The 17,389-nt window shown below is 45.1% G+C and carries 23 protein-coding genes; 14 read left to right on the top strand and 9 right to left on the bottom strand.

The annotated features are described in order from the left end of the window. Window positions 1–19 precede the first annotated feature (19 nt). Window positions 20–286: a metal-sensitive transcriptional regulator gene (locus FN782_RS12840; RefSeq protein WP_142506208.1), complete on the bottom strand. Its 267-nt coding sequence runs from the start codon at window positions 284–286 to the stop codon at window positions 20–22. Between the two features lie 61 nt (window positions 287–347). After that, window positions 348–833: a DsrE/DsrF/DrsH-like family protein gene (locus tag FN782_RS12835; protein WP_142506207.1), complete on the bottom strand. Its 486-nt coding sequence runs from the start codon at window positions 831–833 to the stop codon at window positions 348–350. A gap of 413 nt (window positions 834–1,246) precedes the next feature. Between FN782_RS12835 and FN782_RS12830 the strand changes: the two genes are divergently transcribed. Beyond that, complete coding sequence (locus FN782_RS12830) at window positions 1,247–1,567, top strand: TM2 domain-containing protein (RefSeq protein ID WP_142506206.1); 321 nt, start codon at window positions 1,247–1,249, stop codon at window positions 1,565–1,567. 119 nt (window positions 1,568–1,686) lie between these two features. Here the strand turns inward: FN782_RS12830 and FN782_RS12825 are convergent, their stop codons facing one another. The 3 genes from FN782_RS12825 to FN782_RS12815 all read right to left on the bottom strand — a co-directional run bounded on the left by FN782_RS12825 (window position 1,687) and on the right by FN782_RS12815 (window position 3,549). Continuing rightward, entirely contained in the window at window positions 1,687–2,760 is a 1,074-nt protein-coding gene (locus FN782_RS12825) for an acyltransferase family protein (protein ID WP_142506205.1), read from the bottom strand. 218 nt (window positions 2,761–2,978) lie between these two features. Beyond that, a complete protein-coding gene (locus FN782_RS12820; RefSeq protein WP_142506204.1) occupies window positions 2,979–3,314 on the bottom strand; it encodes a spore coat protein in 336 nt (111 codons plus the stop codon). 13 nt (window positions 3,315–3,327) lie between these two features. Continuing rightward, window positions 3,328–3,549: a ferritin family protein gene (locus FN782_RS12815; protein ID WP_142506203.1), complete on the bottom strand. Its 222-nt coding sequence runs from the start codon at window positions 3,547–3,549 to the stop codon at window positions 3,328–3,330. A gap of 155 nt (window positions 3,550–3,704) precedes the next feature. On the opposite strand from FN782_RS12815, the gene FN782_RS12810 reads away from it, so the two are divergent. Genes FN782_RS12810 through FN782_RS12790 form a run of 5 tightly spaced genes read left to right on the top strand, consistent with a single transcriptional unit; the run spans window position 3,705 to window position 7,255 of the window. Beyond that, window positions 3,705–4,157, top strand: coding sequence for a DUF86 domain-containing protein (locus tag FN782_RS12810; protein ID WP_142506202.1), 453 nt, complete (start codon window positions 3,705–3,707; stop codon window positions 4,155–4,157). Next, window positions 4,154–4,762 (top strand): hypothetical protein, encoded by a 609-nt coding sequence (locus FN782_RS12805; RefSeq protein WP_142506201.1) that lies wholly within the window; start codon window positions 4,154–4,156, stop codon window positions 4,760–4,762. The genes FN782_RS12810 and FN782_RS12805 overlap by 4 nt, the downstream gene beginning before the upstream one ends. A gap of 20 nt (window positions 4,763–4,782) precedes the next feature. After that, the gene (locus FN782_RS12800; RefSeq protein WP_142506200.1) at window positions 4,783–5,517 is read left to right on the top strand and encodes a class I SAM-dependent methyltransferase; all 735 of its coding nucleotides are present in this window, start codon (window positions 4,783–4,785) and stop codon (window positions 5,515–5,517) included. Next, window positions 5,514–6,281 carry a TIGR01457 family HAD-type hydrolase gene (locus FN782_RS12795; RefSeq protein WP_142506199.1) on the top strand — a complete coding sequence of 256 codons (768 nt, stop codon included), beginning with the start codon at window positions 5,514–5,516 and terminating at the stop codon, window positions 6,279–6,281. The genes FN782_RS12800 and FN782_RS12795 overlap by 4 nt, the downstream gene beginning before the upstream one ends. Window positions 6,282–6,292: 11 nt before the next feature. Next, window positions 6,293–7,255 (top strand): MBL fold metallo-hydrolase, encoded by a 963-nt coding sequence (locus FN782_RS12790; RefSeq protein ID WP_185956284.1) that lies wholly within the window; start codon window positions 6,293–6,295, stop codon window positions 7,253–7,255. 47 nt (window positions 7,256–7,302) lie between these two features. Here FN782_RS12790 and FN782_RS12785 read toward each other — a convergent pair whose 3' ends face one another. Beyond that, window positions 7,303–7,809, bottom strand: a complete 507-nt coding sequence (locus FN782_RS12785; RefSeq protein WP_142506197.1) for a phosphatidylglycerophosphatase A family protein — start codon at window positions 7,807–7,809, stop codon at window positions 7,303–7,305. Window positions 7,810–7,950: 141 nt separating this feature from the next. Here FN782_RS12785 and FN782_RS12780 point away from each other — a divergent pair, with 141 nt between their 5' ends. From FN782_RS12780 to FN782_RS12765, 4 genes are all read left to right on the top strand, one after another. Beyond that, window positions 7,951–8,736: an SDR family oxidoreductase gene (locus FN782_RS12780; RefSeq protein WP_185956283.1), complete on the top strand. Its 786-nt coding sequence runs from the start codon at window positions 7,951–7,953 to the stop codon at window positions 8,734–8,736. A 78-nt stretch (window positions 8,737–8,814) separates the two neighbouring features. Continuing rightward, window positions 8,815–9,885 (top strand): phosphotransferase, encoded by a 1,071-nt coding sequence (locus FN782_RS12775; RefSeq protein ID WP_185956282.1) that lies wholly within the window; start codon window positions 8,815–8,817, stop codon window positions 9,883–9,885. 113 nt (window positions 9,886–9,998) lie between these two features. Next, the gene (locus FN782_RS12770) at window positions 9,999–11,663 is read left to right on the top strand and encodes a GAF domain-containing sensor histidine kinase (RefSeq protein WP_142506195.1); all 1,665 of its coding nucleotides are present in this window, start codon (window positions 9,999–10,001) and stop codon (window positions 11,661–11,663) included. Continuing rightward, window positions 11,638–12,282: a response regulator gene (locus tag FN782_RS12765; protein WP_142506194.1), complete on the top strand. Its 645-nt coding sequence runs from the start codon at window positions 11,638–11,640 to the stop codon at window positions 12,280–12,282. The genes FN782_RS12770 and FN782_RS12765 overlap by 26 nt, the downstream gene beginning before the upstream one ends. Here the strand turns inward: FN782_RS12765 and FN782_RS12760 are convergent. Next, window positions 12,279–13,817, bottom strand: coding sequence for a YheC/YheD family endospore coat-associated protein (locus tag FN782_RS12760; protein WP_142506193.1), 1,539 nt, complete (start codon window positions 13,815–13,817; stop codon window positions 12,279–12,281). The genes FN782_RS12765 and FN782_RS12760 overlap by 4 nt on opposite strands. A 166-nt stretch (window positions 13,818–13,983) precedes the next feature. On the opposite strand from FN782_RS12760, the gene FN782_RS12755 reads away from it, so the two are divergent. After that, a complete protein-coding gene (locus tag FN782_RS12755) occupies window positions 13,984–14,727 on the top strand; it encodes a YheC/YheD family protein (protein WP_142506192.1) in 744 nt (247 codons plus the stop codon). Between the two features lie 70 nt (window positions 14,728–14,797). On the opposite strand, the gene FN782_RS12750 is transcribed toward FN782_RS12755, so the two are convergent. Then, window positions 14,798–15,088, bottom strand: coding sequence for an MTH1187 family thiamine-binding protein (locus tag FN782_RS12750; protein ID WP_142506191.1), 291 nt, complete (start codon window positions 15,086–15,088; stop codon window positions 14,798–14,800). Window positions 15,089–15,350: 262 nt separating this feature from the next. Between FN782_RS12750 and FN782_RS12745 the strand changes: the two genes are divergently transcribed. From FN782_RS12745 to FN782_RS12735, 3 genes are read left to right on the top strand one after another with little or no spacing between them, the layout of a single operon-like run. Next, complete coding sequence (locus FN782_RS12745; RefSeq protein WP_221930189.1) at window positions 15,351–15,560, top strand: spore coat associated protein CotJA; 210 nt, start codon at window positions 15,351–15,353, stop codon at window positions 15,558–15,560. After that, on the top strand, window positions 15,560–15,787 hold the full coding sequence (locus FN782_RS12740; RefSeq protein ID WP_221930188.1) for a spore coat protein CotJB: 228 nt from the start codon (window positions 15,560–15,562) through the stop codon (window positions 15,785–15,787). The genes FN782_RS12745 and FN782_RS12740 overlap by 1 nt, the downstream gene beginning before the upstream one ends. Window positions 15,788–15,811: 24 nt before the next feature. Then, complete coding sequence (locus tag FN782_RS12735) at window positions 15,812–16,381, top strand: manganese catalase family protein (protein WP_142506189.1); 570 nt, start codon at window positions 15,812–15,814, stop codon at window positions 16,379–16,381. A gap of 35 nt (window positions 16,382–16,416) precedes the next feature. Here FN782_RS12735 and FN782_RS12730 read toward each other — a convergent pair whose 3' ends face one another. After that, a complete protein-coding gene (locus FN782_RS12730) occupies window positions 16,417–17,325 on the bottom strand; it encodes a TIGR01777 family oxidoreductase (protein WP_142506188.1) in 909 nt (302 codons plus the stop codon). Between the last annotated feature and the right edge of the window lie 64 nt (window positions 17,326–17,389).

Genomic DNA, 17,389 nt, shown 5'->3' with positions numbered 1-17,389 from the left:
GGATATCCTTTCCGCTTTTTTATCGGCTCTTCACCAGTAATCGGACAGCTTCTTCCAACATATCATCGGTGTTCCCCTCATTCTCTTTCTGAAGCTCTTCGATAAGGCACTGTTTTAGGTTGGAAGTGACCAAAACGGCTATGGTTCGATCCACCGCTTTACGGATGGCGGAGAGTTGAGAAAGGACATCGTTACACTCTTTCCCATCATCCATCATCCGTAAGACACCGCCGATTTGCCCCTCTATACGACGCAGTCGGTTCTGGATCTTTTTATTGTAGTCCATTGGATCGCCTCCTTAAATGATGATAAAAGCCCGAGGGAAACCCTCGAGCTTCTGGGGCTTTTTAGATAAACAGGTTGACCTTGGCATCATACGCTTCCCCCAGGTATGTGGCCACACCCCCATAATCGATTCCATCGATCAGTTCATCCTTACCGATTCCTAGGACATCCATAGACATGGTACAGGCGACAATATTGACATCCAATTCTTTCGCCATCTCCATCAATTCAGGAAGTGTGGAGATATTTTTGTCCTTCATCACTTTTTTCATCATTTTCGCGCCCATACCACCCATGTTCATTTTGGACAGTCCCAGCTTTCCCGGACCCTTAGGCATCATCTTACCGAACATTTTTTCCATAAAGTTCTTGTTTTCAGTGGAGGTGTAGTTCTCTTTCCGAAGAACGTTTAATCCCCAGAACGTAAAGAACATCGTTACACGGTCACCCATGGCAGCTGCTCCCGTAGCAATAATGAAACTGGCGATCGCTTTGTCCAGATCCCCGCTGAACACGACCATCGTGGTGTTGTTGTTTTCTTCAGCCATTATGATTCCTCCTTATGATTTATAGGTGCCAGATCCGAGTTATGACCTGTGATTCCAACAAGATGAACAGGCATTTTACTTATAGGGGTAAGGGTAATATATCAGGCGAAAGAAAAAGGCTACTTCCAATATACCCCTATAGGTATATGATGTCAAGCAACCTTGTTTAGATAAAAAGATGGTATGTTGGATGGACATATCTTATGGTTTATTGGGGTTCTTCTGAATCACTATATAGTTGTTCTGGTTGTTTGTTAAAGAAAATATAATTCTTTGTAAAAGAGATTTGCAAAATAATGTAGAATTAGATTATTATATTAAAATAAAGTAAAACATAACAAAGTTTGATTTCGGCCTTTTCACTCTATGAAGTGTGGGATATAATGATATTTTATAAAGGGGAATCTTTACTCATGGATAATATTTTGTTGAAAAGGGATTTGACTGGAGAGCAACTGTCTATGGTCCATTCTGAATTGGAGCGTCGTAAAAAAAGCAAAGGCGTTTTATATCTTATGTGGTTTTTTCTGGGTCTTATTGGTGGACATCGGTTCTATTTGGGGGATATTGGTCTGGGGGTTGCGATGTTATTCTTTGGATGGCTGACCTTTGGCATTTGGCCTTTTATCGATGTTTTCTTTATTGGAAGTCGTTTGGAGAAAAAAACGGAGATGTTGGAAAGGGAAATCATCCAAGGGGTTATGGTTGCTACGAAACAAAAACCTTCGGCTTAACCTGTTAACCTGTGAGATGTGTAACTTTGGATGGCAAGAGCTTTAAGATGGAAAGTCAGAAGCAAAAACCGGGTGAGGATGATTCCTTACCCGGTTTTTGTTTTTGCATCAAAAATCAGTTAGTAGGTTGCCTTGTTCCATTTGTTGTGCTTTGTGTGATGATAGATCCATTGGATATTTGGTTGGATCATGGGCTGGAACATCCTTTGAATCCATTGGGAGGAGAGCAATACTGTTAATAAAATCGCAAAAACCGTGACCAAGAGGTAAAAGGCAAGTCCAGAAAATTTGTCGTCAAGATCCATGGCATCATAAAATTTGATGAAGAATCCATGGATCAGATAAACATAGATGGATCGACTCCCCATTTTGCTGAAGAAGGTTTTTCTTTGGGGTATGATCGACAGCAGGAAAAAGGAAGCCACCAAAGCCAGAAGAATTAAAGCGATTCGAATCCCTCCCGCATACCATTCAGGGTGGCCGATGTCTTCATAGGGAAACTCAAAATATAGCCAGCGCCGTAAATCGAGATCGATGGAGGAATGAAATTCCAATCCATACATCATCAGAAAAAAGAGAAGTAAACCAGTATAACCGATGATCCGTTTCCTCGAAGTAAATAAGCGTTCAATGTGATGCCTTTTTAAATAAAAACCGAGCAGAAAGAATGGGAAAAAAGCAATCGTTCGGGAAAGGCTTAAAAAACCGTCCGCTTCATCAATGTAACCGATTCCAACAGAAAGAAGCACAGCAATGACCAATGAATATCTCAGATGAACGATGTATGGCAGAATTAAACGCCACAAAAAGAGGCTGAACAGAAACCACATAATCCAATAGGGTTCCAAAATGGTGAAGGTTACGGAATCGGTCTGATAAACCCAATGGTCATACAGTGAATACAGAATCTCAAAGATGATATAGGGAATGAGCACGGAATTGATCAGCTTTTTATTTTGTCCTTCTTTACTGTAGTTTTTTGCAAAATATCCGGAAATGAGAATAAACAAAGGCATATGAAATGTATAAATGGACAAATATATAGCCTTGATGATTTCGTTTTCGTCAATTAAAGGGCGATAGGCGTGACCAAGAACCACCAACATGGCCAAAATAAATTTGGCATTGTCAAAGTAATAATCTCTTGATTTGAGATTGTTCTGTTGAATGGTCTCTTGATTTTTGGTACACATAAATGGTTTGTTTACCCTCCTTAAAAAACTGTAAAACAAGGGTTAAATTTTATTGACATTCATCCCTTGAAAGAACCCTACTCTAGGAACGATGAGAATGAGCTGTCGGTTTCAGTTTTTCAGGAAAGTAGCTGATAAATTTTACCTTATAGGAATATTCAATCTAAAATTTCACAAATAGAAGTCGCCGACCGATAGAGATCGGTCGGCGATTCTGTTTATTGATATGGAAACTGGCTCTGATAGTTGGTAAATTTTTGAGCGGATTTGGCAACATGTTGTGGGTTAGCATTATCAAACTTGTACCAGCCTTTGGAATGCATCAGGTTAAAAATATCCCGTTGACATTGATGCAGTTCAGAAAGAATATTCATCTGGATTTGGTACAGGTCGTTGTTACTGGCCTCATTTGCGGCGATATTGTAGGCCATCAGCATATATTTTTCCATAGCCAATACATCATTAATCCGGTCGCGATCATTCATTTCCGGTCCCTTTACTTGGGGAGTCATCGTCTGAGCACCGGGTTGATTTGTCTGTTGTTGATTTTGCATCGGTGATTCCTCCTTATTGGGGCATATTGGGTTGTGTTCCACCGGTATTGTTGGCATTTAGGTATTGTAAAATTTGCTCATAGTGACGTTGATGTTTTCTGCCGATATCGTCAATCATCTGTTTGACTTGAGTGTCTTGGCACTGTTGGGCATAATGGTGGCATTTCTTAAACGCAAGCAATTCCCAGGACATTTCGTCTTTCAGATAGTTTAAATCCTTGGTACTGAGTGTCATGTCCTTTCACCCTTTCCGCTTTGGTTGTTATTCTTTTTTATCCTTTAACAGCAGAATAAGATTATACATTCAAGAGGTCTTTTCTTTTGGAGTGTAGGCTGAGATATAATAAAAGTGTTGTGGAAAAAGGGGATCATGAGAGAGAGGATGTTAAGATGATTTACGATGTGGATACCGAACGGATTGAAGCTCAACTGGGATGTTTAGAGCAATGTTTGGATGTCATGGAACGTTCGCGCAATGAGTGGAAAGGGAAGAGTGAAGAGGTGATAATCTTTGCGGCTTCCAGGGCCTTGCATATCGGGGTCGAGTGTGTCATCGACATCGGAAGCACGATGATTGATGGGTTTATGATGCGGGACCCAGGGGGGTATCTTGATATTATTGACATTTTGGAAGATGAAAAGGTGATTCCAACGGAATCTGTTTCCCGTCTCAAAGAACTGATTCGCTTTCGCGAGCGCTTGGTGCGTTACTATCATGAGGTATCAGAAGATGAGTTGATTCAGGAGTTGTCCGATATAGCGGTATTGGTTCACTATATGGATTGGGTACGGTCCTACTTGCGATGGGAGTTGGGAGAGAGGGACCCCAGTGGTGCTTCATGAATCACTTTGCGACACTCCCGCTCTCTGAATTTGCTGATCACATGGCTGAAAGGAAATTGCCCAGTCCCGCTGCGGGAAGCAGTCTGGCAGTCTCGTTAATGATGGCTTGTTCCCTTCTGGAGTTAACGATCTCTTCTCTGGCGGAAAAAGGAGAAGTTGCAGGAAAACGGAGTCCTTCCAGTGACCTTGCGCAGTTGTCCGCTTGGAGAAAAGAAGGGGAGGAATTGGTGGAAGCGGATATTCGCGTTGTAGAAACCATGTTGCGAGAGCCAGAAACAGCGAAGGCGGACGTTCTTTTGAGACCTGTGCGACGGTTGCATGAGATAGCCAAAGAGATCCTGGCGATCATTCCTGACTATTTGGCTGTATCCGGTTCAAAGGCGAGCGATACCTTGACAGCCTGTCTTCATTTACGGACGGTGCTTGTCAGCTCTGTTCATATCGCTCGCTTCAATGCTCAAGCCTTTGGTTGGCCCGATCCGTTGTCAAATGGTTGGGAAGAGGTGTTGACACAGACGGACCAACTGATCAAGGAAGCGATTCAATTGGTTGATATAAGCGATGAGAGGGGAGCAGAGTCCCCATCAGCAAAGGAGAAAGAGTAACCATATGGAGGATTCCAAATATGCCATGGTATGAGGAAAGTTTTGGGGAAGATTACCTGATCGTTTACCGTCACCGCAATCGATCAAAAGCGGAACGGGAGATCCGATCGGCTGTTGAGTGGCTACATTTGAAGCCAGGTAGTGAAGTGCTGGATCTGTGCTGCGGAACGGGCCGTCACTCCATCGTTTTGGAAAAAATTGGCTTTAAAGTGACCGGAGTCGATTTGTCCCCCGTTTTACTCAATTATGCTCAAAAGTATGCAAAAGGAGAAGGGATTCAATATGTACAAGGAGATATGCGAAATCTTCCCTTCAAACAGAATGCTTTTGATGTGGTCATGAATTTGTTTACCTCTTTTGGCTACTTTACAGACGATGCTGAAAATCAAAAAGTATTGGATGAGATTGCTCGTGTGACGCGTCCTGATGGACCATTTTTAATCGACTTCTTAAATCGTGAATATGTGAAAAACAATTTAGTTCCCGAAAGCCAGCGGGAAGAAGAGAATGGAATGAAGATTACAGAAGAACGTTGGATTGAAGGGGATTTTGTGCGAAAAAAAATTATGGTCACCGATGCGAAGGGACCCCGTGAGTATCATGAACGAGTAAAAATGTACAGCCGGGAACAAATGATGGAAATGATGGAGACCGCAGGACTTTTGGTGAAGGAGGTTCGGGGAGACTTTACAGGAAGTGCCTATGACCAAGAGACAAGCCCCCGAATGATTTTTACGGGGAGGGTCATGGGATGACACGTTACCGAGGGTATCTGATCGATCTGGATGGGACGTTATTTAAGGGTGAAGAGGTTATATCCAGCGGGTTGCGCTTTATTGATGAGTTGGAAAAGCGTGGACTTGCCTATCTTTACTTTACCAACAATTCTTTCCGAAAACCGGAGCAGGTTGCAGAGAAACTGCAGGGTTTCGGTTATCCGGCGACCCCGGATCAGGTGGTCACCTCTGCACAGGCAACAGCTGTTTATTTGCAAAACAGATTGGGAGCTCCTTCCGTCTACCCTGTTGGTGGGAAAGGATTAAAAGACGCACTGACCGAGGTTGGCTGTCGTTTTACGGAACATCATCCGGACGCGGTTGTTGTTGGAATCGATCCATCGTTTACCTATGATAAGATGAAAACAGCCTGTCTAGCGATCCGGGCAGGAGCGAAGTTTTTCGCGACCAATGGGGATTTAATGCTACCGTCTGATGAGGGACTGCTTCCGGGAAACGGTTCTCTGTGTGCGGGGATTACAGCTGCCACAGGGGTTCAGCCGACATTTATAGGAAAGCCGGAACAACCGATTGTGGATTATGCGTTAAGTCGGCTCCAGACATCCGTACAAGAGACATTGATTGTCGGTGATAATCTGCTGACGGACATTCAGGCTGGTGTGAACAGTGGGATGGATACATTATTGGTGTTTGGCGGGGTGACTACAGAGGAGGAATATCGGAAGAGTTCCATTCAAGCGACGTATAGTGTTTATGATCTGATGGAATGGAATTTTATTTAAGGAGGCTCTTCATGAACCGCTGGAATGATATCATAGAAGTCCCTTTGCCGTTGCCCTTTCCGTTGAAAATCATAAAATCCTATGTTGTGAAGGGCTCCACAGGTTATACCATCATTGATACCGGTCTTCATTATGAAGACAGCCTGAACACATGGGAAGAGGCAAAAGAGAGTATTGGGTTTACCTGGAGTGATGTGGAGCAAATTGTATTAACCCACTATCATCCGGATCACTATGGATTGGCTGGATGGATGCAAAACCAGACGGGTGCACCGGTAAAGGTGTCACAAACGGACTTTGAACAGGCGAGCCTGTTCTGGGCGAAAGATTCAGACCAGCCGGAAAAGATGGCTCAATTCTTTTCCGAACATGGACTGTCTTCGGAATGGGCAAAGGAGATTCCCGGTCACTTAAGAGCGTTTACCAAATGGGTGGAACCTCATCCTGAACCACAGTTTATTGAAGGTGGCCAGACCATTTTCCTAGGGGACCGGGAGTATCAGATTCTTCACACTCCGGGTCATGCTGACGGCCATTTGAGTTTTTATGATCCAAAACGGGGTTGGTTGATTGGCGGGGATTTTTTATTGCCCAGAATTACACCCAATATCAGCCTTTGGCCCGGATGTGATCCAAATCCTCTCCACACTTATCTGACGACATTGGATCAAATGGATCAACTTCCGGTCAAAAAAGTGTTTCCTTCACATGGTGAGGCTTTTGGGAATTATCATGAGCGGATTGAAGCATTAAAACGGCACCATCGGGAACGCCTGGAGCAGATGAAAGGATGGACGGAAGGGAACGGACTTACTGCTGTGGACATTTGTTATCAAATCTTTGGAAAAAATATGTCCATTCATAATCTCCGTTTCGCATTGTCCGAAACCTTGGCCCATTTGGAATATCTACGTATACGAGGGGAATTGGTTTGTGAGAAGGTTCAGGGAACATGGAGATATAAACGTGTATGAAAGGATCTGGCTGTCGTTGAAGAAGACCCGGAAACACCGGGTCTTCTTCATGATTCTTGTTTTGCGTCTTGCTGTTTCTTTCGGTTATGAGAAAGCCGGGCAGCAGCGGAAGCGGCCAGGGCCCCCACCAGATCATCGAGAAAAGTATGGATTTGATCACCGTCTTTGTTGTCCAGCCTTTTGAGTATCCCTGGTTTTACCCGGTCTATAAATCCGTAGTTGGTTAAGCCGATACTGCCATAAACATTAAGAATTGAAGTGGCCAAAATCTCATCGATCCCATAGAGGCTTTCATCCTTGCGAATGATTTCTAGGAGTGGTTCAGACAAAATGTTTTTTTCTGCGAGTATATCTAGTTCAATTCCAGTCAGTATTGCATTTTGAACCTCTCTTTTCCGAAGGACATGTTCCACATGCTCCTGGCACTCAGCAAGCGTGAGTCCTTGATGATAATCTTTTTGCAGATAAAATACCAGATCCGCGATTTCATCCAGGTTTACACCCCGTTTTCTCAGCTTGGAAAGCGCGATTTGGTATACCCTTTCTTCTTTCATATCCGTTTTCCTCCCCGAAACAAAAAGACACAAGGTTATTATGACAGAGAAGAGGGAAAAACATGCCCGTTATGAACGGTTTGCAATGGATGAGAAAGGGAAAAATTTCTATGGCATCTGAAGATCAGAGGAGGATCGTTTATGAATTCCGAAATCAGACGTGTGGTGTTGGTAACAGGGAGTTCAAGAGGGTTAGGGCGTATGGCAGCCCAGGTGCTTGCAGAGGCGGGATGGAATCTGGCGATTCACTGCCGCAGTCATGAAGATCAGGGACGCAATTTGGTGAAGGAGCTTTTGGAAAGTGGGAGCGAAGCAGATCTGTTTCAGGCCGATGTCAGTGTCCGGGAAGAGGCGGATGAGTTAGTAAAGAAAGTGGTGCAACGCTATGGGCGATTGGATGCGCTTGTTCATGCCGTCGGTCCCTTTATCCGGAAACGTTGTCGATTTGCTGATTATACTTCCCGTGAAATTGAAGAGCTGGTAAACGGCAATTTTAAAAGCGCTCTTTATACCACACATGCAGCTCTTCCCTTTCTTCGAAACGGGGGATGCGGTCGGATTATTTTATTTGGATTTGGACGGGTGGGTGAAGCTCCTGCCTGGCCGGACCGTGCTGTATATGCCGCTTCAAAGACGGGTTTGGTCTCTTTTGTTAAATCGTTATCGGTGGAAGAAGCCCCTTTTGGGGTGACGGTCAATATGATCTGCCCCGGAGATATTGTGGGAGAAAACAAAGAAAAGCGAATTTCTGAAGTGGCAGGGTTAAAAGATCATGAAGTTCCTCTCGGCCGTCCAGGTTCAGGAGAAGATGTCGCTCGTGTCATTCGGTTTCTTTGCGAACCAGCATCCGACTTTATTACCGGGAACATCATTCAGGCGACCGGAGGTCTGGATGTGATTCATCCTGTTTCCAAGGCAGAGAAATGAAACGGGGCATAGCATGGATTTTACCTGCCTATACATAAGGTAACTCTTGTAATGGGAGAGAGGAAAGGGGGGGAGCCCTTGACCGAAAAATGGACTGAATGGACGGGTGAGCCTCGGCTTCCGGAAGTGTTGTGGCATCATTACGGAATCCGGCTCAAAGATGCCCATCCTTCAGGTGGGGTTTTGCGTCTGGAAACAGACCAAGGGGTGTTTGCACTTAAACGTGTACAGGAATCGGATGCACTTCGTTGGCATCTTGTGAAGGAATTGGGGGATTACATTTCAGAGACTGGTCTGATTCAGTTTCCTGTTCCTGTGCTTACCGAACGGGATGGAATCATGGTATCAGGTCATCAGCGTCGATATGTTTTGCTTCCTTGGATTAAAGGGAAGGTCTATGATCTGCGGACGGAGAACCGCTGGCCTCAAGTAGTCCGAACACTGGCCCGGTTTCATTCCGCTTCCAAAGGCTTTTCTCCCTCAAGGGGAATGGTCGGCAGGTGGGTTCATACAGGGAAATGGAAAAATATTTGGGAAAATTTAAACCGGCAGATTCAGATGTTTAAACTGACCGCTGACTTAAATCATGAACCGGAACCGGTGGACCGTCTGTGGCTAAAACAAAGTGCGTTTGCAGAAGGAATGGTGGAGACGGCGATCCAATACCTTGAAAAACTGGGTGGAGATCAGGTGGTTCTTTCCACGCGAAAGGGCGGCGAAGCTTGTCATTGCAATCTCCATCGTCGGAATTTGGTCTGGGATGAGACCGGTGAGGTTCATTTTATCGACTGGAACCGCCTGGTTTTGGATGTTCGAAGTCGCGACTTGGCCCGGTTGGTTCTTTATGCTTATGGACGAACCGGTTCCCTGGAACCAGTAGAAAACATACTGAAGAATTACCGAAAGTTTGCTCCTTTGGAAGAGGAAGAGTATTCCCTGATTTATGCTCAGCTTCTTTTCCCGCATCGCCTGTTACGAACGCTCTCACGCATTTATCGGGAGCAGAAAGTTCCGTCTCATTTGACAAAGAATGATTTATCTAATTCCTTGGCACAAGAGGCCAAAAAAGAAGGACTTCTGCGGGAATATCCGAAGTTGGTGGAACGGGAGTTTGGTGTGACCATGAACCGGGTGGACTGGTTATCATAGTTTGGTGAAAGGCCCATCTTCCTGGAGGAATGGGTCTTTGTATTTTTCCGTAGCGGTGAGTGCAATCAAACCGACATCGAAACGTGATATATTGGATAGGGAAGAGATTTTACATGAAAGGGAAAAAAGCGGTGACAGAGAATATCCAGAGTCAACAGTGGAAGATGTTGCGCACGATTGCTGAAACTTTGAATCAATCCACAGAGGTCCAACCGATGCTTCAGTCGGTATTGGAAGAATTGCTGGATGTAACGGGTCTTTCCACAGGGTGGATTTTTCTTACAGATAAATTCTCTCTTTTTGAAACAGTGGCGGTACAGCGCATTCCGCCTGGATTGTCCTGGGAGAGGAATCGGCCATTGTGCGAGGGTTCTTGTTGGTGTCTAAACAAATATTGGAAGGGAACGTTGAATCAAGCGGTCAACATTATTGAATGCAAACGGTTGGATGATGCATTGAAGTACCATTGGGGGGACACTTGGGGAATTACCCATCATGCGACGATCCCATTGACAGCGGGCAGTCAGCGGATTGGTCTTTTAAATGTAACCTCTCCGGGAAAAGAGCGATTCTCTGATGAAGAGTTGGCTCTATTGGAAGCGTTTGCTTATCAGATTGGAATGGCGGTGCAGAAGACCCGGTTAATCCAAGTTCAAAAACGGCGTGCCCAGCAATATGCCAGATTGGATCAGGCAAGTCGTGCAATCTGGGCCATTCGCGATATCGATCACCTTCCGGAACAGGCAATCTGTGAAGTGGATCGGTCGTTTCCTTGGCCATTTGTAGCCATGTGGGTGAACAAAGGAAATCGGATGCAACTTGTTCAAGGGAAAAAACGACCCTCCAACGTGGACATTTCTTTGGAGATACCAGATCTCATCCGTAAATCTTTTGAAAAACAACAGTTGGTTCTGGTTCGGGAAGATGAGTCACTGGAGCACTTCCAATCGTTTTGGCCTGATTGTACGGGAGTGATCGCTGTTCCTGTCTCTACACAAACGGAACGAATTGGAGTCCTTTCCGTGGGGGGAATCCAAGGCAATGAAGTGGAAGAAGACGATAGCCAAGTGGTGAAAGCTTTGGGAAAACATCTCTCTCTTGCTATGGAAAGTGCCCGTTTGGAAGAAAAGCGTCAGCAATTGACTGTATCACAGGAGAGAAATCGGCTTGCACGGGATCTGCATGATTCTGTCAATCAGAAGTTGTTTTCTCTTTCATTAAGTGCCCAGGCGATCAAAGAATTTCCTCAAGAGGAAAAAAAGCTTTTTCAGGAGACATTGCAGGATATTCAAGATCTGTCCCAGGAAGCGTTAAAGGAAATGCGGGCATTGATCTGGCAACTTCGCCCGCCGGGGTTGGAAGCAGGAATAATGACTGCTCTTCGGAACTATGCTCATCAATTGGGACTGAGAGTAAAAGATGAAGTGGAAGGTGTTGATAGACTTCCCGGTCCGGTTGAAGAAGCGCTGTGGCGGATCGGACAGGAAGCCTTGAACAATGTGAGCCGTCATGCCGGGACGGATCAAGTCATTCTCCGTCTAAAGGTGAAGGAAGGTGAAGTTCGTTTGGAAGTGATCGACTTTGGAAAAGGATTTTCTTACGATTCAAAACAGCATCATCAACGTACTTTTGGAATGACCAGTATGAAGGAACGGGCGGAGATGTTAGGGGGAAGCTTTTATATAGAAAGTATACCGGGTGAACGAACCGTTTGTCGGACCGTCATCCCGATCAGGGAAAGGGGAATGAAAGATGATTCGGATTCTGATCGTGGATGATCATCCGATGGTATTGAAGGGTTTGCGCCTCTTTTTGCAAACCCAGAAAGACCTAGAGATTGTGGGAGAAGCCAGGGATGGCTTAAAAGCTCTGGATATGGTGGGAAAATTGTGTCCCGATGTGGTCTTAATGGATCTGAAAATGCCAAAGATGGATGGAGTGGAAGCCACCCGCAAGATGAAGGAAATCCATCCCGAAGTGAAGGTAGTGGTCCTGACCAGTTTTTCTGATCAGGATCATGTATTGCCTGCGATTCGTGCTGGAGCAGAAGGGTATCAACTGAAAGAGATTGAAGCGGAGGAATTGGCTGCTACAATCCGAAATGCATATCAGGGGAAGACACATCTTCATCCCCAGGCAACAAGACAGCTGGTTGAACAATTCTCGGCGGGGGAGAGCGATGGCTACAAGAAAGATGGTATGGAGATGCTTACCCGTCGGGAACGGGAAGTACTACAGATGATTACGATGGGGAAAAGCAATAAAGAAGCGGCGTTGGCGTTGGGAATTACGGAAAAGACAATAAAAACCCATGTAAGCAGCATTTTAGGCAAGCTAGGATTTCAGGATCGGACACAGGCAGCAATCTATGCAATCAAACAGGGTTGGTTTCATTAAGGGGAAGGTCCACGTTTTTCGGATATACGATCCGTATGTTCCGCTTCGCCGCTTTCATTGGTTTTATGGATCTCTTTTTGTTCTATCTCCTCCTTTTGGCGATCTCCAGAATTTGGGGAGTATGAATCCTGTTGGCTTTCCCGTTCGGAAGATTGATTCGGTTGATGAGTTGAATGGGAAACTGAAGCAGGTGATGAGGTGGGTTCGCTGATAAATCCGGCCAGTTTTTTTGCATACATCATATTGGAAAGACAAGCCTTCTTTGCGAGATCCCCTCTTCCCGCCTTTACGGCTTTTTGGTGGTGAGGGTCCCTTGAGTTGATTTCTATCAACCAAATGTGATGATTGTGATCAATGGCAAAATCCATCCCAAAATTGCCGTATTGGTTGGTTTGATCCATCACTTGGGCGGCTTTTAGGGCAATTTGGGACATCTTCTTTCTCAACTGCTTTGCTTTCTCTGGGTCGTCAACAATACTCTGAATGGTTGTCTCTCCAGGTTCCCGAAGTGCTCCTGTGATACTGCTGCTGACGATGGCTCCTTTTTTTCCAAGGCGACCGATTAAGCCCACATCTTCCCATTGGCCGGTTTGATTTTTGACCAGTATTAATCGAAAATCCCGAATCGTTCCATGGTATTGGATCTGTAGGATGGGCTGGAAAATATACTTTTTTCGCTGATTTAACCGGTAATTTAGAAATTTCAGCAAGGGCTGGGTATCCGAAAAGCTGATTTTTATATTTCTGCCCCCCTTGTTATATTTGATGGCAAGACCGGATGACTCCTTTTGAATGCAGCAAACATTTTTCCCTAAACTTCCTGTAACCGGCTTAATATATAGACCGTTCCATCGGTGGAGATAGGGAAGAAGATCGCTGGGTCTTCTTAACAGGTGAGTTTCAGGCACATGGTTTTGGATGGATGAATCTGCACTTAACACCTGGTACATTTCCCATTTATTAAAACGATAGTTATTAAAGAGTCTGTTATCCAGTGTTTTCGAGAAATGTTTTCTCCATTGTTTGTTTAGTGTAATCCGATTAAATACGGAATCGGGGTAGGGAGTAACGGTTGCTTTCCATTTACCGGTATCGGGTTGATACCAGTAACCGCTGATTTGTTTTGTATAGGGATTCACTCCGTAAAGTGCGAATGCCACAAGAATTCCATTGATAGAATGATAGTGCTGTGTGTATCGAGAGAGCGTCAGCAATCTTCTTTTCAGTTCTCCTTTGGAGATCGCAGCCAGGATTCCAATAAAAGGACCGATATGAAATTCTCCATTGGCGATCTTTACCTCATAGCGTGCTGGAAAGGGAATGTTCATGGATTGAAGGAGGTTGGATGATAATTGGATTTCTTTCGTCGGTACGTTTAAATCGGTTTGGACAAGGAGATTGTACTTAGCTTGCCCGAACCGTAAGTTTATTGCTTGATGCTTTTCAATGGCCATGAATGATGCGGTATCCGGATGCAGAAGTAAGCGGTCCGATTCAATCACCGGGTTTGCAGTTAATGTAAAGGGTCCATCCATTCCATATCCCCTTTCCTTGTTGCTGTCTTCCAATAACGTATGGGTATTTCAACCTTTTTGTCTATGCGGATACATCATGAAAAACACCCATTATCGGCCCCGCCCTTCCCTATGGTGGATCAAACACATACAGATAGAGAGATCAGCCAAGGTTGGGTGAGGGAAAATGAATAAAGATACCAAGTTGACCCGCTATCAGCTGCTGAAGGAGAATCCTTCGGTTGCGCACGCTCTTCCAGAGACCGCTTGTTTTACCAAGGAATCACTGTCAACCTTTTTGGAAAAATATGACCAGGTCATTCTTAAACGGTTTACAGGCAGTCGAGGAAAAGGATTGATGAAGATAACGGGTGTTGAAAAGGGTTTTGAGGTGCAAAACAATCACAGAAAGAAAATATTTGATGATTTGGACTGTTTTATTCAATATATGAAAAGTGAGAAGAAAAGCGAAAATTATTTGATCCAACAGGGTATCGACCTAGCTTGCCTAAATAATCGCCCCTTTGACTTGAGAGTGATTGTACAGCGTCGAGGGAATGAACCTTGGAAGGTCACAGGGAAGTATGCAAAAGTGGCACGCAAGGGTTTTTTTAAAACCAATCTGGCATTGGGTGGGGAAGTATTGCCGGCCAAGAAAGCGATCCGCCGTTCGGAGCTTGACGAAAAGCCCTCCAAGCTATTGGAAAAAGTGGACCAACTGGGGTTGATGACAGCAAAAGCGTTGGAAAAAGGTTTTAAAAGGCAACGGATTTGGGGAATGGATATAGGAATCAGCAAAAATGGGGACGTGTACTTGATTGAGGTGAATCGGGCTCCGGGTTTCAAGGGTTTTCGAAGATTGAAGAACCGGCGTATGTATGATCGGATTATGCAAGTCAGCCAATATAATCGGATGAGAAGGCAGGTTTGATAACCAGGCGTAATTCTTTTTTTTGAACAGATGAAACAGGCAGCCCGTTTTAAGGTGGGCTGCCTGTTTTTTATGGTCTCACTTTGTCCGTCTGACGTTGCAAACCCATGGGTTCGTCTTGCCGATCATCAATGGTGATATGAGTGATCAGACGCTGAATGCCGTTTTGAAGGGAGGTCCGGTGAATATCGGAAGCGACGGATATCAGGCTGTCCAAGTCTCCTTCCACAACTGTTGCTGTGGGGGTGACTTGGTAAGAAAGGCCGTTTTTTTGGACGATACGACAAGCATCTTTAACGACCGTGCTAAAACTGGGTGTTTCTCCACCAACAGGAACGATGCTAATTTCCATCAGGGGCATAGAACAATCACCTCATTGAGGATGGTTTGATAGGTCGAAGGTGTTTTTCCTCCGGTTTTCAGTATGCCCCATATATTCCTGTTACACGCCTAAAATTAAGACTTGCTTTTTAGGAAAATGGGATACTTTTTCCTTGATCGTTCTAAGGGCCTTTTTTGTGAAATATATACTGTGTAGAGAGAATATAAAGGAGGGCGGAGAGTTGTACACGTATCGGAAGGCGTATCGCCCCTTTGTCAGTCCGAATGATCCGTGTCCACCGATGTGGGTGAAAACGTATGAAACGCCGCCACAGTTGTACTTGGGATTTCAGCCGTATGGCATGCCCCAGTTTCCACCCATGGAAGCGCTGAGATGGGGAACATTGTGGCCGGCATTGTTTGCTCCATACAGCAACCCGTACAAACAGAAAAGAATGGGGGGATACAGGTGGAATGGACAGATGAACGGTTCAAGGTATACCAACAGTTAATGAAGGAAATCCAGGCTGTAGACTTTGTGCTAGTGGAATTGAACCTGTATTTAGACACCCACCCCAATGATCAGCAAGCTGTCGAGCAGTACAATGATTATGTTCGGCAGAGTGCAGCATTGAAAAGTCGCTTTCAGTCCATGTTTGGCCCCCTGTACGGCTTTGGAAACAGTTATACCACCTGCCCATGGTCATGGAAAGAGGCGCCTTGGCCTTGGCAGGTGTAATGTTGGACACAGGAGGTTTGCACCTTGTGGGTATATGAAAAAAAGCTTCAATATCCTGTCCGTGTCAATAAATGCGACCCTCGGATGGCAAAGTTTTTGATTGAGCAATATGGGGGAGCAGATGGAGAACTGGCAGCAGCGCTTCGCTATCTGAACCAGCGGTATACATTGCCGGATCGGGTGATCGGGATTGTCAATGACATTGGTACAGAAGAACTGGCCCACTTGGAAATGATTGCAACGATGGTTTACAAACTGACCAAGGATGCGACTGCCGAACAGATGAAGGAAGCGGGACTCGGTCCCCACTATGCGGATCATGATAAGGCCTTATATTTTCACAATGCTGCAGGTGTGCCATTTACAGCTACCTACTTTAATGCGAAAGGAGATCCCATTACAGATTTGTATGAGGACATTGCGGCGGAAGAAAAAGCGAGAGCTACCTATCAATGGTTAATCAATATGACGGATGATCCGGATCTCAAGGATGGTCTGCAATTCCTCAGGGAACGGGAAGTCGTTCATTCCCAACGATTTAGAGAAGCGGTGGAGATTTTGAAAGAGGAGCGGGATGCAAAGAGGTTGTTCTGAATCTCTTGCATCCCACTGCTCCATGAACCGGTAGATTAATTTGTCAACTCCTGAAGCGTTGCTTGCAGATCCGTATGTTGAAACTGGAAGCCTTCATCGAGGAGACGTTGGGGGAGACAGTTCCGACCGTGAAGTGCCAGATCGGGATCGGATCGCATGACGATGATGGCTCCCAGTCGCACCAGTGGAGCAGGAGTGGGAGGAGCCCAGCCTTTTCCCATGGCTTTTCGCAGTGTTTCCATAAATGTTCGATTGGTTACTGGATTGGGTCCGGTGGCGTTATAAATCCCTTCTGTTGGGTGATCCAGTATATATCTGAGCATGCCCTTCAAATCCTCCATATGAATCCAACTGATGTATTGCTTTCCACTTCCAACCGTTCCACCGAGACCATATTTGGTCAATCTTTGCAGGGGCTCTAAGGCCCCTCCGTTTTTCCCCAGTACAAATCCGATCCGTAGAGCCACTTGTCGTGTATTTGGCAAATTTTCTTTAAAGAAAGCACTTTCCCATTGTTTGCAAACATCTGCCGAAAACCCTTCTCCATGGGGAGCATTTTCATCACATGGATTCTGGGTGTTTCCAAAAATGGCCAGAGAACTGGCTTGGATAAACACTTCAGGGGGGGTGTCGCAGGTTTGAATGGCTTGATGCAGGACTTGGACGGAATCCAATCGGGAATCCAGGATTTCCTTGCGATTTTTTTTGGTGTACAAGCAGTTGACACTTTTCCCTGTTAAGTTAACAATTCCTTTTGCCCCATCCAGCTCGTGAATCCATGAACCCATTGTTTTCCCATCCCACTTCATATATCGGATGTTCCCATCTGTCCGTTCTTGTCCTCTGGTTAACACAGTGACTTGAACATTTCTGGAGGCTAAGTCGTTGGCAAATGCCTGTCCGAGAAACCCTGAACCACCGGGAATCACAATTTTACGGTTCATATCGACACCTCATTTGTGATAGTTTTCACATATCTGCCATCATTTTATCATGTTTGGAAGAAAA

Origin of the sequence: Melghirimyces algeriensis (genome assembly GCF_900182565.1) — a bacterium.
Classification (GTDB): Bacteria; Bacillota; Bacilli; order Thermoactinomycetales; family DSM-45169; genus Melghirimyces; species Melghirimyces algeriensis.
This window is presented reverse-complemented; position numbering and strand designations above follow the sequence as displayed.